Annotated in this window: 11 protein-coding genes; all 11 read right to left on the reverse strand. The window is 69.4% G+C overall.

The window, feature by feature from the left end; genetic code table 11:
* Positions 1 to 30: 30 nt before the first annotated feature.
* On the reverse strand, positions 31 to 1362 hold the full coding sequence (ftsZ, locus tag FBF36_RS08185) for a cell division protein FtsZ (RefSeq protein WP_225792321.1): 1332 nt from the start codon (positions 1360 to 1362) through the stop codon (positions 31 to 33).
* Positions 1363 to 1669: 307 nt separating this feature from the next.
* Positions 1670 to 2515 (reverse strand): cell division protein FtsQ/DivIB, encoded by an 846-nt coding sequence (locus FBF36_RS08190; RefSeq protein ID WP_009393823.1) that lies wholly within the window; start codon positions 2513 to 2515, stop codon positions 1670 to 1672.
* Positions 2516 to 2898: 383 nt separating this feature from the next.
* Positions 2899 to 4473 (reverse strand): UDP-N-acetylmuramate--L-alanine ligase, encoded by a 1575-nt coding sequence (gene murC / locus FBF36_RS08195; protein WP_009393821.1) that lies wholly within the window; start codon positions 4471 to 4473, stop codon positions 2899 to 2901.
* Positions 4470 to 5729: a UDP-N-acetylglucosamine--N-acetylmuramyl-(pentapeptide) pyrophosphoryl-undecaprenol N-acetylglucosamine transferase gene (locus FBF36_RS08200; protein WP_034491175.1), complete on the reverse strand. Its 1260-nt coding sequence runs from the start codon at positions 5727 to 5729 to the stop codon at positions 4470 to 4472. Before FBF36_RS08200 ends, murC begins: the two co-directional genes overlap by 4 nt.
* Complete coding sequence (locus FBF36_RS08205) at positions 5713 to 7227, reverse strand: FtsW/RodA/SpoVE family cell cycle protein (protein WP_034491174.1); 1515 nt, start codon at positions 7225 to 7227, stop codon at positions 5713 to 5715. Before FBF36_RS08205 ends, FBF36_RS08200 begins: the two co-directional genes overlap by 17 nt.
* Entirely contained in the window at positions 7224 to 8783 is a 1560-nt protein-coding gene (murD, locus tag FBF36_RS08210; RefSeq protein ID WP_009393816.1) for a UDP-N-acetylmuramoyl-L-alanine--D-glutamate ligase, read from the reverse strand. The genes FBF36_RS08205 and murD overlap by 4 nt, the downstream gene beginning before the upstream one ends.
* A 105-nt stretch (positions 8784 to 8888) precedes the next feature.
* Entirely contained in the window at positions 8889 to 9989 is a 1101-nt protein-coding gene (gene mraY / locus FBF36_RS08215; RefSeq protein WP_009393814.1) for a phospho-N-acetylmuramoyl-pentapeptide-transferase, read from the reverse strand.
* Positions 9986 to 11437, reverse strand: a complete 1452-nt coding sequence (locus tag FBF36_RS08220; protein WP_009393812.1) for a UDP-N-acetylmuramoyl-tripeptide--D-alanyl-D-alanine ligase — start codon at positions 11435 to 11437, stop codon at positions 9986 to 9988. Before FBF36_RS08220 ends, mraY begins: the two co-directional genes overlap by 4 nt.
* On the reverse strand, positions 11422 to 13008 hold the full coding sequence (locus FBF36_RS08225) for a UDP-N-acetylmuramoyl-L-alanyl-D-glutamate--2,6-diaminopimelate ligase (protein ID WP_009393810.1): 1587 nt from the start codon (positions 13006 to 13008) through the stop codon (positions 11422 to 11424). Before FBF36_RS08225 ends, FBF36_RS08220 begins: the two co-directional genes overlap by 16 nt.
* A gap of 107 nt (positions 13009 to 13115) precedes the next feature.
* Positions 13116 to 14915, reverse strand: coding sequence for a peptidoglycan D,D-transpeptidase FtsI family protein (locus FBF36_RS08230; RefSeq protein WP_034491172.1), 1800 nt, complete (start codon positions 14913 to 14915; stop codon positions 13116 to 13118).
* A 6-nt stretch (positions 14916 to 14921) separates the two neighbouring features.
* Positions 14922 to 15386, reverse strand: a complete 465-nt coding sequence (locus FBF36_RS08235) for a hypothetical protein (RefSeq protein ID WP_009393806.1) — start codon at positions 15384 to 15386, stop codon at positions 14922 to 14924.
* Positions 15387 to 15490 lie beyond the last annotated feature (104 nt).

Consider the following 15490-nt stretch of genomic DNA (forward strand, 5'->3'; position numbering starts at 1 on the left):
GGTGGTAGCACCCCCGGGCAGCGGCACCGCTCAGCGCAGGAAGTCAGGCAGATCAATGCCGTCGTCGTCGGCGTCGACCCCGATCACCTGAGGAACCTCAAGATCGGAGGCCGACTGCTGCGCCGGTGCCGAGCCGTAGGAGCTGTAGGCCTCATCCACGTAGGCCGGCATGCTCCCCGACGAGAGTGCCTCAGCCGCACCGACCTCCGACAAGTGCGCCGCAGCCGCCGGCGACGACGAGGGCGGAGGGGCCAGCGGGACCGGGCGGGTTACCGGATTCTGGGCCGCGTGGGCACCGCCGCGAGGAGCGGGAGCCGCAGGCAGGTCGTCGACCGGTGACGAGGGCACCGGCGGAACAGCAGCGGCCCGCGACAGCCGAGCCATCGGATCGGACAGGCCACCGACGATCGGCTCGGAGTCGAAGCCTGCGGCGATGACCGTCACACGCACCTCGTCGCCCAGGGCACCGTCGACAACGTTTCCAACGATGATGTTGGCCTCGGGATGGACGGCCTCGCGCACCAGGTTGGCGGCCTCGTTCATCTCGAACAGACCCAGGTCGGAGCCGCCCTGGAAGAAGAGCAGCACACCGTGGGCGCCGTCGATCGAGGTCTCCAGCAGCGGCGAGGCGATGGCCTCCTCGGTAGCCGTGATCGCACGTCCCTCACCGGTGGCCGAGCCGATACCCATGAGTGCGCTGCCGGCACCCTGCATCACGGACTTGACGTCATTGAAGTCGACGTTGATGAGGCCGGGGGTGGTGATGAGCTCGGTGATGCCCTGGACACCTTGAAGAAGAACCTGGTCAGCCTGCTTGAAGGCGTCCACGACGGAGATGTTCTTGTCGGCGATCTGCAGGAGGCGGTCGTTGGGGATGACGATGAGGGTATCGACTTCCTCGCGCAGCGCCTGGACACCGTCCTCAGCCTGGGCCGAGCGGCGGCGCCCCTCGAAGGAGAAGGGACGGGTGACCACACCGATGGTCAGCGCACCGATGCTCTTGGCCAGGCGGGCGACGACAGGAGCTGCGCCGGTGCCGGTGCCACCCCCCTCACCCGCGGTGACGAAGACCATGTCCGATCCGTCAAGGGCCTCACGGATTTCCGACTCGTGGTCCTCAGCGGCCTTGCGGCCGATCGCCGGGTCGGCTCCTGCCCCCAGGCCCCGGGTCAGGTCTCGCCCGACGTCGAGCTTGACGTCAGCGTCGGACATGAGCAGCGCCTGGGCGTCGGTGTTCACGGCGATGAACTCCACGCCACGCAGATCGGCCTCGATCATGCGGTTGACGGCGTTGACGCCGCCGCCGCCAACACCGACGACCTTGATCTCTGCCTGATAGTGCTGTGAGTCGTCCACAGCCATGCTCTCGACCACTGGCGTCCCCTCCGCGAGTTTCGTCCTGAGCCCCCTCATGAGGACTCCCCTCAAACCTCAACCTCAAGTTAAGGTCAATACTTATGTCATTCTCTGAATGACGGGGTCAACGCTATGAGACTTCCAGGACGTCGTATCGCATTGAAGCCCGGCGTGTTCGTGTGCAGTTGCCTGCGGATTCCCTGCTATATCACTGCGATTTACCTGCAATAAACCTGAAGGACTGAGCGGCGTGCGCTGCTCCCCGCTCCACCATCCCTCGGAACGCCATGGAGCGGTGGAGCGGAAGAACCGTTCAGGACTCCTTCGATGGTGTCGTGCTTGTCGTGGTCGCCCCGTCGGCGGATCGGGTGGTGGGACGATGAGGCGATGAGACGTCGTAGATGGACGCAGTGGTCGTCATGAGAGTCGCCAAGACCCGCGCCTTGAGCCCGTTGTCCTGGTTGTTCCCCCAGACCACGCTGGCCCCACTGGACAAGGTCAGTGTGACCTGCCCCGCCTCAGTTGCGCTTCCGCTGCTCACCTGGGCCAGGGTCTCCGGCGCGAGAGAGCCCACCACCTGGGTGACAGCAGCCACCTGCTTGGCTGAGACCCTCTGTGGCCCCGATGCCTGCGCAGCGGGACCGGGCACGATGGTCACCAGCCCCGACGGCGCCTCGGAGACCCGTTCGAGGACCACGGCCTCGTTGTCGAGGACCTGGTATCCGTCCGAGTCCTGCACGGTGGCCACCGGGACGCGCATCGTCAGATGCACCCGCAGCCCGTGGGGCCAGGCCCTGGTCACCTGCGCCCGGCGCACCCGGACCAGCTTGTCGCTCACCTGGGTGGAGAGCCGGCCGGTGTCGAGCCGCAGCAACGAGTCGCCCTCGTACGAGGCCAGAATGTCTCGGACCTGCTTGTCGGAGACGCTGCCGTCCGATCCCGCCACGGAGATCCTGCGGACCTGTAGGCCCAGGAGAGGTGAGAAGGCCAGGGCCCAGACTGTCAGGACGATGGCGAGCGCGACAACGGCGGTCGTCACCACCCTTCGCTGCCGCAACCGGTACAGGGCGGCTTGACGCTCCTTGAGCCGATCGGCGAGCCCGGTGGAGACGACCCGGTCATCTCCTCCGGAAAGAGCCACCTGCCGGCGGCCGAACACGGTCAGCTCGGTGCTTGCGGCTGCGTCGGGACTGGGAGACGCCTGGCGGGGACTGGTTCGGCTGGTGCCTTCGCCCCTGCGACGCGACGAGGGAGAGGCGCTGGACGCGCCCCTCGACATCGTTGAACGTCGAGGCCGCGAAGGTGGCAGGGCGCCGCCCGCGCCCCTGGATGTCCTGGAAGCGGAGGCAGTCCGGGGCCGCCTGGCAGTGGCTGACGGACCGGTCTGCTCAGTCCCCTGATCCGTCGGGGTGCTCGGCGCGGACGGTCCCTGCGCTGAACGGGTGGGACGCGGACGTCGGGGGCCGGAACGGCGAGGCGGGATGCTGGCCGGGGCGTCCTGAGCGCGGTTGGAGCGCTCAGGACGGGGGGCCGAGGGCTTCCTCATGCCCGCTCGCCTCGTTCCGCGGGCAAGGAGGCTGCACCGCCCTCACGCACCGCCAGGTCGGCCAGTGCCGTAGCAGCAAGCTCTGTGACGTCTCCGGCACCTACTGTCAGCAGCAGGTCTCCGGGGCGCGCCGAGTCGGCTACCGCGCGTGCGGCGTCGAGGCGCTCGGCGACGAATCTGGCTCTGCCACCGGGGACCCGCTGGGCGACCGTGTCCCCCGTGACACCGGGAAAGTCCGCCTGAGTCTCCCTGGCGGGGTAGACATCCGTGACGACAACGGCGTCAGCCAGGGCCAGCGCCTGTCCGAAGCGGTCGGCGAAGGCCCGGGTGCGGGAGAACAGGTGCGGCTGGAACAGGACCAGGACCCGTCCACCGCGCTCCTGGGCCACGCCCCGTGCCGTGCGTAGCAGTGCCTCGATCTCCGTGGGGTGATGGGCGTAGTCGTCGATGACACGTACGCCGTCGGCCTCACCCCGGTCCTCGAAGCGCCGGCCCGTGCCTCCGAACACTCCCAGGGCCCGGGCCATGCGGGCAGGCTCGACGCCGAGCTCGATGCCCGCGGCCCAGGCGCCGGCGGCGTCGAGGGCCACATGGTCCCCAGGCACGGCCAGCACCAGCTCAACCGGGCTGCGGCTCGGTTCCTCGCCGGTGCCGCCGGCGGACTCACGGTCGGTCGCCGTGGTGAGGGTCAGCAGTGCCTGAGTGGATGAGGCTCCGCGATCCTGGATGTCCAGGTGGACGTGCCCCTCCCCCACGAGTACTCCGCCGGGGAGGGTGTCGGGGCCGCCGAAGGAGTAGGTGACGACGCGCAGGCCCTCGGCGGCTGCGGACTGCGCCAGACGCAGTGCACCGGCGTCTGCGGCACAGGCGACCAGAAGGCCCCCGGGAACCAGCCGGTGAGCAAAATCGACGAATGCCGCCTCGAAGGCCTCCGCGGTGCCGTAGCTGTCGAGGTGGTCGGGCTCGACGTTGGTGACGATCTCCACGCGGGGCGAGTAGTTGAGGAAGGAGCGGTCGGACTCATCGGCCTCCGCGACCAGGGCGGAACCGCTCCCCAGGTGTGCCCCGGTGCCCAGGGCCCGCACGACCCCGCCGATGGCGAAGGAGGGGTCGGCGCCGGCATCCGTCAGGGCCTCTGCGAGCATGCCTGAGGTCGTTGTCTTGCCGTGCGCGCCGGCCACGGCGACGAAGTCCAGCCCCTGAGCGGCCAGGGCCAGCGCCTGGGACCGGTGGATAACCTCCTGGCCCCGCCGACGGGCCTCGGCGAGCTCGGGGTTGGTCTCCTTGATGGCAGTGGACACCACGACCGTGCTCCGTTCGGGAACGTGTGCGGCGTCATGCCCCAGGTGGGTCGTGATGCCCAGGTCGCTCAGATGGTCGAAGGCGGGACCGCCATGGGCATCAGATCCGGAGACCCGGGCGCCACGGGCGGCGAGAAGCTGAGCGACCACGCTCATCCCCGCTCCCCCGATACCAATGAGGTGGAAGCCCCTGTCCGCCAGCGTGCAATGACCGTCGCCGGTCGGCTGGCAGGCGGTGTGGGAGCTGTCCTGGGGTGTCGTGGCGATCATGCCGCGTTCTCCTCATCAGTGGGAGTGTCGTGGATGGAGGCGCACTGCTGGATGAGGGCGGCCAGGCGGGCCGCCGCGTCCTGGACGCCGGTGGAGGCCGCGGCCCGGGCCATGGCGGCCTGCCGCTCAGAGTCGGAGATGAGCATCGCGAAGTCAAGGATGTCGGAGGACGTGAGGTCGGCGTCGAGCACCATGCGTCCGCCTCCGGAGGCCAGGACATCAGCGGCGTTGAGACGTTGCTCCCCGTTGCCGATCGGTAAGGGGACGTAGAGCGCTGGAAGTCCCAGGGCTGTGATCTCTGCTACGGTACCGGCGCCGGAACGGCACAGGACCCCGTCGGCGCAGGCGTAGGCCTGTTCCATCGTGGTCAGGTAGTCGAGCACGTGGTACCGCTCCAAAAGGTCCTGCGCAGCGCCTGAGGCCGCTGCCGTCTCGAGGGCGGCGCGCACCGGGGCGTCCTTGTCCTTGCCGGTCAGGTGCAGCACTTGAAGCCCTGCGGGCAGGGAGCCCAGCGACTCGCTCAGAACCTCGTTGAGGTGCTGGGCCCCCAGGGATCCGCCCGTCACCAGCAGCGTGGGCAGGTCGGGGTCGAGCCCCAGCTCCTGCGCGCCCTCGACGCGGGCCTGGCGGGTGCCCTCACTCGTGGCCCGCTGCGCCACCAGGGTGGCGATGGCCGGGCGCAGCGGCAGCCCCGTGACCTCGGTACGTCCCTTGGAGGCCTTGAGGCGGGTGGAGGCGAAGGTCAGGGCAACTGCCTGAGCCCAGGACGCCCCCAGCCGGTTGGCCAGGCCCGGACGGGCGTTCTGCTCATGGATGACGACTGGTACCCCGGCTTTCCTGGCGGCCAGGTAGGCCGGGGTCGAGACGTAGCCACCGAAACCGACGACGACGTCGGCCCCGATCGTCTCAATGGCTTCAGTGGCGGCGCCGATCGCCTTTCCCAGCCGGTGCGGCAGGCGCAGCAGGTCACCGCTGGGGCGCCGAGGCAGAGGAACTCTGGGGACAAAGGCCAGCTCGAAGCCGGCCTCGGGCACCAGTCGCTTCTCCAGTCCCTCGGCGGTCCCCAGGACGAGGATCCGCGTACGAGGATCACCGCCCAGGGCAGGGTCCTGCAGGGCCGCGGCCGTGGCCAGCAACGGGTTGACATGGCCGGCGGTACCTCCACCTGCCAGCAGCACCCGCAACGGCCGAGGTCGCTCCGAGCCGCTGGAACTCACCTGCTGGGGCGAGCCTGCGCTCTCACTTGTCTCGGGCACGGTTCCTCCTAGGGACAATGACTGCCAGGGAACGACGCAGCGCCCCGGGACTCGTGGACAGGGCCTCCTGCGCACCGGGTTCGTGGCGCGCGAAGGCGAGAAGCACCCCGATGGCCAGGAGGACCGACACCAGCGCGGTCCCTCCACGGCTGACGAGGGGAAGCGGGACGCCCAGTACCGGCAGCGCACCGGTGACGACCCCCATGTTGATGATCGCCTGCCCCACGATCCACGCACCGATGGCCGAGGTCGTGGCCACGACGTACGTGGAGGTGTGGCGTCTCATGAGCCGCAGGCAGCAGGCACCGATGACCGCGAACAGGGCGATGACGACGAGCGTGCCCACCAGTCCGAACTCCTCTCCGAGCACGGCGAAGATGTAGTCGGAGTCCGCCTGGGTGAGGTAGCCCCACTTCTGGCGTGAGGATCCCGGCCCCACGCCGAGCCAGCCTCCCGTCCCCAGCGCCCACATCCCGTGCTTGGGCTGGTAGCCCACACCCGTGGGGTCCGCGCCCTCGGGATGGATCCAGGCGGTGATCCGGGCACGCCGGTTGGCGCTGAGCATGGAGGCGGCCGCGAACATGATGACGCCACCGGCCCCCAGGAGGGCGAACCAGCGCTTCCGCATTCCCCCCACCCACAGGGCCCCGGCGACGATACTCACCAGGATGATGACGGTTCCCAGATCCTGACCACCCAGGACACTCAGGATCGCAACGGCGACACCGCCCCAGCCCGCCATCCACACCCGGTCCCGTGGGCGGCTGTCCGCGTACCAGGTCACCAGGGTGCCCAGGACCAGGGCGAGGGCCACCTTGATGAACTCCGATGGCTGGGCGGTGCCGACCCCTGGGACCTGGATCCAGTTGCGGTTGCCGTAGACATTGACTCCGACGGGCGTGAACACCAGGCACTGCAAGGCGATCGTCAGCACCAGAAGCCCCCATGCCATCCGCGGGAACCAGGACAGCGGCATGCGGGAGACCCCCACCATGCCCAGGGTCCCGACCACCGCGAAGATGAGGTACTTGGCGAAGTCGGTGAAGGCGTTGCCGCCGTTGGCGGCAACGGTCACCGACTGCACGGAGAAGACCATGATGAGCCCGAAGGTCTCCAGCACCAGGGTGGAGACGAGCAGGCAGTAGTAGGTCAGAGTCACCTGCTCGGAGCTCTGAGCGGAGTCGGGCTCACCGGCCGAAGGACGCCGACGACGCTCCTGAGAGGCCCTGCCGTCCCAGGGTCGTGAGAGCCGCTCGCCCCAGTGCGCCAGGCGCCTGCGCCAGGCGTCACGCAGACGACCACCCGGGCCCGTGGGCCGTGAGCCGGATGGCTTCCCAGCCTGCTTGGACGGCGCGCCCGCACCCCTTCGGGGGGCGGTCCGCTCCGGCTTGCGACCGGCACCGGTCCCCTGCGACGAGCCTCCGGACGCCCGCGAGGAGCCTGACGAGGGGGAGGTCGACGAGCGACGAGCGGTGGCCGAGGCGGACCCGGTCTTCACGACTGCTCCTGGTCGCCGGAGACGTCCGTGCTCCGGGCGCCATCGCCATGGGTGTAGGCCTGGGCGCAGGCAGCGAACAGGTCTCCGCGCTGGGCGTAGGACGTGAACTGGTCCCAGGAGGCACAGGCCGGGGCCAGCATGACGGTGTCGCCGCTGCGGGCCATGGCGCCGGCGGCCTCCACAGCCGCGGCGCTCACCTGCTCGGCGGTACCGTCACTGACGCGGGTGACCGGCAGGTCGGGGGCCTCCCGCTCCAGAGCCGCCAAGATGTCGTCCTGCTCCTTGCCGATGACAACGGCGCCACGCAGGTGCGGGCGCACCGTGCGGACCAGGTCGAAGAACTGGGCGCCCTTGGTGTCGCCGCCGCAGATCCAGACACCGGTCCCCTGCGGCAGAGAGGTCAGCGCAGCCTCGGCGGAGTGCGGGTTGGTGGCCTTGGAGTCATCGACCCAGGTGATGCCCTCCGCCTCGGCGACGGTGACGATCCGGTGGGCTCCGGGACTGTAGGCGCGCAGCCCGGCAGTGACCGCCTCCGGGTCGGCTCCGGCAGCACAGGCCAGTGCGGCGGCGGCCAGGGCGTCGGCCAGCAGGTGCGCGGGAAGGTTCTGGGCGCACCGCCCTGGGGCCAGGTGCACCAGGTCAGCGGTGGTGGCCAGCTCGACACCACTGGAACGTCGCTGGGCATGGAAGGCGCGGTCGACCAGCAGGTCCTCGACCATGCCGACCTGCCCCAGCCCCGGTGCGGCCAGGGTGAAGCCGACGGCGCGACAGCCCTGGACGACGTCGGCCTGACGGACCATGTCCTCGGTGGCGGCGTCGGCGAGGTTGTAGACGGCGGCGAGCCGGGTGCCGGAGTAGACGCGGGCCTTGTCCCGGGCGTAGGCCTCCAGGCCTCCGTGCCAGTCGAGGTGGTCGGCAGCCAGGTTGAGGCAGGTCGAGGCCAGGGGCGCCAGGGTTCTGGTGGTGTGGAGCTGGAAGCTGGACAGCTCCACGGCCAGGGCGTCGGCACTGCCGGACAGCACCGCCTCAATGACGGGAGTGCCGATGTTGCCGACGGCCGGGGCCGTGAGCCCTTGGGCCGCCAGGATCGTCGAGAGCATGCTGACCGTGGTGGTCTTGCCGTCCGTACCGGTCAGAGTCAGCCAGGGGACGTCCGGATGCGACGAGTCCTGCTGGATCCTCCAGGCCAGCTCGACCTCGCTCCAGGTCTCGATACCTGCGGCCTCGGCGCTTCGCAGGACCGGTCCGGTGGCCGGGACCCCGGGTGAGACGACGAGGAGTCGCGCCGGTGAGTCCGCCAGCGCGGCCGCGGTCGTCTCGCCGTCGGCGACGGTGGCGGAGACCACGGGGGTCTCCAGCGTGTCGATGGAGGACTCACGGCTGTCGAAGACGTGGATGCGGGCCCCCAGCGTGGCCAGGGCATCGACGACGGCGCGCCCGGTGCGCCCCAGTCCGACGACGGCCACATGGGCGCCGTCGAGCTGGTCGCTCAGGGCCCCGCCAGGGCCGGTGACGGCACTGGGCGGTTCACCGGGGACTTCAGTCAGACTGGTCACGGTGCGGGCTCACGCTCCTGGTTCCTCACTGCTCCTCACCGGGCTGCCGGCGGGAGAAGACTGCATCAATGGTTCGTCGGGTCGCGGTGGCCCGAGCGTCCGGGCTCACCCGAAGATGAGCTGGCGCAGGTACTCGGCGTAGAAGAGTCCGAGTCCCGCGATGACGCACAGGCCGGCGATGATCCAGAAGCGGATCACCACGTTGACCTCGGTCCATCCTCCCAGTTCGAAGTGGTGATGCAGTGGAGCCATGCGGAAGACGCGTCGGCCTGTCGACTTGAACGAGACGATCTGAATGATGTCGCTCATGACCTCGGCCAGGAAGAGTCCGCCCAGGATGACGGCCAGGAACTCGGTGCGGGTCAGGATCGACAGGCCTGCGACGGCCCCGCCCAGGGCCAGCGACCCGGTGTCGCCCATGAAGATCTTGGCCGGTGAGGCGTTCCACCACAGGAAGCCGAAGCAGGCCCCCATGAGCGCGGCGGCGATCATGGCCAGGTCACGGGGATCCCTGACCTGGTAGCAGGTGGTGGGGACCATGGTCTCGTGTCCGTAGTTGCAGGACTGGTTGGTCTGCCACACCCCGATGAGCGTGTAGGCACCGAAGACCATGGCTGAGGCGCCGGCGGCCAGTCCGTCGAGACCATCGGTGAGGTTGACGGCGTTGGACCAGGCGGTGATGAGGAAGTTCGCCCACAGGATGAACAGGATGAGCCCGACGACGCTGCCGGCGAAGGCCAGGTTGACCGCCGAGTCCCGAGCGAAGGAGATCCGGGTGGAGGCCGGAGTGAGCCCATTGCGGTCCGCGAAGTGCAGGGCCGCCACCGAGAATCCGATGCCGATGAGCGCCTGCCCCACGATCTTCTGCCATGCCCGCAGTCCCAGGGAGCGCTGCTTGGAGATCTTCTCGAAGTCGTCCAGGAATCCGATGAGCCCGAGCCCGACGACGAGGAAGAGCAGCAGGACCCCGGAGGCGCGCGGTGTGCGCAGCTGGGTGAGATTGGCCAGGGTGTATCCCAGGACGGTGGAGATGATGATGACGAGGCCGCCCATCGTCGGCGTGCCGCGCTTGGTGAAGTGTCCCTGGGGGCCGTCCTGGCGGATGAACTGTCCGTACTCCTTGGCGTGGAGGTAGCGGATGAGCAGGGGCGTCCCCAACAGGGTGCCCACGAGTCCGACCACGCCGGAGATGAGGATGGCGGTCATCGGGGACGAACCTCCTTGAGGTGATCGGCCAGGCGCCAGGCGCCCGAGCCGTTGGAGCCCTTGACCAGGACGGCGTCGCCGTCGGACAGCAGGGCGTCGATCTGGGAGATGGCGGTCGCGGCATCATCGAAACCGACGACCTCGACCCCTCGCGCCCCGGCCGCCTCGAGTGCCTCCTGGGTGGAGCCGATGCCGATGAGCATAGCGGCTCCGGCTTGGGCCGCTAGCTCTCCGGTGCGCGCGTGATCGGCAGCCGAGGACTCCCCCAGCTCGAGCATCTCGGAAACCACGACGACGCGACGCCGGTCCCCGGCCAGGGCAGGTAGCACGGCCAGCGCCGCCGTCATGGAGTCGATGTTGGCGTTGTAGGAGTCGTCGATGAGGAGAAGATCCCCACCGAGCTCCGACACATCCATGCGGTGGGGGCTCTCAATGCTCACGGAGCCGAGCCGCTCGGCGATGAGCTCGGGGGCCAGGCCAGCGGCCAGGGCCAGGCCGGCGGCGGCCAGGGCGTTGGCCACGTTGTGAGCGCCGGCCACGGACAGCTGGACGCGTCGGGGCTCATCGAGTCCGGGCAGGTGAAGGTCGAAGGCCGCTCGGGCGGCAACGTCCAGGACCACGTTCTCGGTCCTCAGGTCGGCCGCCCGGCCTTGGGAGGAGAAGGTGAGGACGCGTGCCGGTGCGAGCTCGGCCATGGCTGCGGCGCGGGCATCGTCGGCATTGAGGATGGTAGTTCCGTCGGGTCGCAAGCCGGCGATGATCTCCGCCTTGGCCGCGGCGACGCCCTCGATGGAGCCGAAACCGCCCATGTGGGCGTGACCGACCATGAGGACCCCGGCCGCGTCCAGGGGGGCGATACCGGTGAGGTAGGCGATGTGCCCGGGTCCGGAGGCTCCCATCTCCAGGACGAGGTAGCGGGTGGACTCGTCGGCCTCGAGCACGGTCAGCGGCAGGCCGATCTCGTTGTTGAAGCTGGCCCGGGGCGCCACCGTGGGGCCTGAGGGGGCCAGGAGCTGCCGGGTGAGGTCCTTGGTGGTGGTCTTGCCCACCGAGCCGGTCATCGCCACCACGGTGAGACGCTCACCGCGATCGGCCGCGGCACGGCGCAGTTCCTCCAGGTGGGTGCGGGCCAGCGCGCCGAGGGCCGTCACGGTGTCCTCCACGAGGACGAGCCCCATGGACGGCTCCTCGGTCCGCCCCTGAGACAGCCCACTGCGTGCGGCCTCCAGGTCGGAGACGATGGCTCCGACGGCGCCCAGGGCTCCGGCCGACCCCAGGTGGGCGTGGCCGTCGGTGCGTTCGCCGTGAACGGCGACGAACAGCGAGCCCTCGGTGGCCTGACGCGAGTCGGTGACAACCGGTCCGGTCACGGAGACGTCCGGGCCGATGAGCCTGCCGCCGACAGCGGCTGCGATCTGACTCAGGCTGAGCCTCATGCCCGTCCCCATTTCTCCTCGACGGCCTCGGCCATGACGGGCGCGTCGTTGTACCGGATGAATTCCCCGGCCATCTCCAGGAAGGGCTCGTGCCCCTTCCCGGTGACGATGACGGTGTCATCGGGTCCGCACAGCTCGACGCCCCGGCGCACGGCGTCGCCGCGCCAGGTGGTGATCTCCTCGACATCCTTCAGGTCGGGGCGCACGCCGCGCACCCCGTCCAGGATGGCGTCGCGGATGAGCTGGGGGTCCTCGCTGCGGGGGTTCTCGTCGGTGATGACCAGAACGTCCGCCAGGCGGGCGCACACCTGGCCCAGCATGGGCCGCTTGCCCTGGTCACGGTCGCCGTCGGAGCCGAAGACCACGATGAGGCGCCCCGGGGTGATGGGACGCACGGCCTTGAGGGCCAGTTCCATGGCCTCGGGGGTATGGGCGAAGTCGACGATGCACAGGCCGCGTCGGCCGTCGCGCTGGCTGATGCGCTGCATACGGCCGGGGATGTTGTGGGCACCGGCCAGGGCGGCGGCGGCCGTGGCGGCAGGCACCCCGGCACGGATGGCCATGACCAGGGCCAGGGCGGCGTTCTGGACGTTGACGAGTCCGGGCAGGGGGCAGGACGCCTCGATCTGCTCGCCGTCGGGCCCGTGGAGGGTGAAGGTGGTGGCGGAGTCGGTCAGGGAGACGGCGGCGTCACTGACCCACCAGTCGGCGGGGGCGTCACCGGGGTAGGCACGTACGCGGTCGATCTCGATGGGGGCATCGGCGGCCAGGGCGGCACCCCACTGGTCGTCGACGCAGACCACGCCCCGGCGGGCGTGCTCGGGGGTGAACAGCCGCGCCTTGGCCTCCAGGTAGCCCTCCATGGTCTTGTGGAAGTCGAGGTGGTCACGCTGGAGGTTGGTGAAGCCGGCGACATCGACGACGATGCCGTCGAGCCGGTGCAGGACGATGGCGTGGCTGGATGCCTCCAGGGAGGCGGCACCGACCCTGTCCTCCACGGCCAGGGCCATCATCCGCTGCAGGACGGGGGCCTCGACGGTGGTGCGCGGGGACTCCACGGAGTGCTCCCCCACGCGCAGCTCGACGGTTCCGGCCACCATGCAGCCACCGACGTGGGCGGACAGGATGGCGTCGAGGAAGTAGGCGGTGGTCGTCTTGCCGTTGGTTCCGGTGACGGCGGTGGTGATGAGACCGCGTGCCGGGTGATGGTAGGCCTCGGCACTCAGAGGACCGACGATGGCCCGGGGATCGCCGTGCACAAGGACCGGGGTACCGGGAGCGGACTCGTGGACGATCTGGGCGCCGTCGGAGTCGGTCAGGACGGCGACGGCCCCGGAGGCGACGGCCTCGGCGGCGAAGCGGGCCCCGTGGACGGTGAAACCGGGCAGTCCCACGAAGAGCTCGCCCGGGGCGGTGTCGGCGGAGTCGACACTGACCCCCAGGATGCTCAGGTCGTTGAGGGCGGCGGCATCCTCAGCTGAGGCGGGAGCCAGGGAGAAGCGCTCGCTCAGAGTACTGATGGGAATGGGACCATTGGAGCTCGGCCGTAGGGCGGCGGCCGACTCGTAGGCGTGGTTGCTCATAGTTCCTCAATCTATCGCGACCTTCCACTGTCGATGTTCCACAAGAGCATCTCCGGCTCACTTCGCCGAGGTGCTGGTGGTCACGCTCATCTAGCACATACACCACCTCACTGGTTCGCGTCCCGCTCTCCCCCGGCTCCGTTCCGAGCGGCTTGGGCCGCCACGACGCTCGGGTCGGGGGCGATGTTGAGCGCCTGCATGGCTGCCAGCGCCACCTCCCGGAAGACGGGGGCGGCAACGGTGCCTCCGTAGGTCTCATCAGGCCGGTTGACGATGACCGCGATGGCCAGCGCCGGGTTGCGGGCCGGCAGGAAGCCGACGAAGGAGGCCACGGTGGAGTCGTCGGTGAGGATCTCGGAGGTTCCGGTCTTACCGGCCACCAGGTAGCCGTTGATGGAGGCGGACTCCGCGGTGCCGCCCTCCTGGGTGACGCCGATGAGCATCTCGGTGAGGGTCTTGGCAGTCGCCTCGGAGACGACCCGCACCTCCTCGGGGCGGGCCTGCGGGGTCTCCTTGCCATCGGCGTCGATCCAGGCGTCGATGACGCGGGGGGCCACGCGCACACCCTTGTTGGCCACGGTGGCCAGCACCTGGAGCGACTGGAGGGCGGTGCCGGCCACCCCGTGCCCGAACATCGTGGCGTAACGGGTGCGATCGTCCCAGGAGCTGGGCGGGTAGAGGATGCCGTCGGACTCCGCCGGCATCTCGATGCCCGTGGCCTGCCCCCAGCCGAAGCGCTTCATGTAGTCGTAGCGGACATCGTCGGAGACCTTCTGACCGATCTGGATAGTGCCTGTGTTGGAGGACTTGGCTAGGATTCCGGCGGTGGTCATCGTCTGGGTCTCGTGCTCATGGGAGTCCTCGAAGGACTCCCCGCTCTCCACCCTCAAGGTGTAGGGAACCGTCCAGGTGTCCTCGGGCTTGACGGCGCCCTCCTCCAGAACGGTGGCGAAGGTGACGACCTTCCCGACGCTTCCGGGCTCGAAGACGGCCTGAACGCTACGGGCGGTGCGGTTCTCCTCGGATGTGGCGGAGGGATCGGAGGGGTCGACCGAGTTGGAGTCGGCCAGGACCACGACCTTGCCGGTGGCCGGCTCCATGGCCACGACAACGCCCCAGTCCGCGTGCTGGGCGGAGACCGTTCGGTCGATGGTCTCCTGGGCGATGGACTGCAGATCAGAATTGAGGGTGGTTCGCACCGTGGCGCCAGGCCGGGCCGGCTTGTCCTCCTGCTCACCGGTGGGGATGATGACGCCGCTGCGCCCGACCTCCTCACTGCCCTTGCCGTCGGTTCCCGTGAGGAGCTTGTTCTGGGTGAGCTCCAGCCCAGCCGCCCCGATGAGCTCGCGGTTGCGATCGCCCTCGTGGGTGAAGCCCAGGACGTTGCCTGCCACGGTCCCGGCCGGATAGGTGCGGCGGGTGCGCTGGTCGGGCTCGACCCCGGAGATATCCAGGGCCTTAATCTTTCTCCAGGTGTCAGGAGAGACCTCCTGGGCAATGACCTGGTAGCTCCGGTCACCCACGAGCTTGGCTCCCAGCTCAAGAGGATCGACGTTCAGGATCGGTGCCAGCTGGGCCGCGACCGCCGCCGCACCGTAGTCGACGACGACCTCCTCATTGACTCCGGTGGACTCGTTGAGGCGCATCTCGGTGCGTTCGTACTGGGCGATGAGGGACTGGTTGACGCCGACGTCGTAGCTGACCGCCGAGGAGGCCAGAACGGTACCGTCCCGACCGGTGATGTCGCCTCGAGGGGCCCGGTTGACCCAGGTGACCGTACGCTCGGCCTTCGCCTTCTCGGCCAGATCCGGTCCGTCAACCGCCTGGACGTAGACGGTGCGCCCGGCCAGTGCGGAGAACACGAGCAGCCCTCCGACCTGGAGAGCCTGACGACGCGAGGGATTCACAGGCGACTACTTCCCGGTCCTGGCAGCGTGGGCAGGCGTTCCCTCAGTGAGCTGACCCTTGTTGACGTCGACGACGCCGGGGGCGGCGGCGGGCACCATCCCAAGCTCCTTGGCGCGGCCGGCCAGCGCGTCGGGCGCCGAGGCCTCCTGGACCTGGGTGCGCAGCGTCTCGACGTGGTCCTCGGCGACGTTGAGCTCGACCTGCTTCTCCTTCATCCGGTACGCGGTGTCGGCCATCTTGGCGTTGAGGAGCATCGAGGTGATGAGGGCACCGGCCAGCACGAAGATGATGAGGGTGAGGAAGGGGAGGGATGACGAGGCCGCTCGGGAGGCGCCGCTGACGACGCGCAGCTGGGGCCGCTTGACGGAGCCCGCCTCCGTGCGTCCCTGGGTGCTGGTGGAACCACTTGCCTGGGCGGTGCGCCGCGTCGCGATCGGGCGGGTGACTCGAGCAGTAGCAGTGGCGCTCATCAATGTGCCTTCCCTGTGTCGTAGCTGGACTGGTGTGGATGGACGATGGTGCAGATGGTGCAGTGAGATCGATGACCGGCTGGGACGGTCTGTCGACGTCTGGA

Source organism: Actinomyces sp. oral taxon 171 str. F0337 (genome assembly GCF_005696555.1).
Classification (GTDB): domain Bacteria; phylum Actinomycetota; class Actinomycetes; order Actinomycetales; family Actinomycetaceae; genus Actinomyces; species Actinomyces oris_E.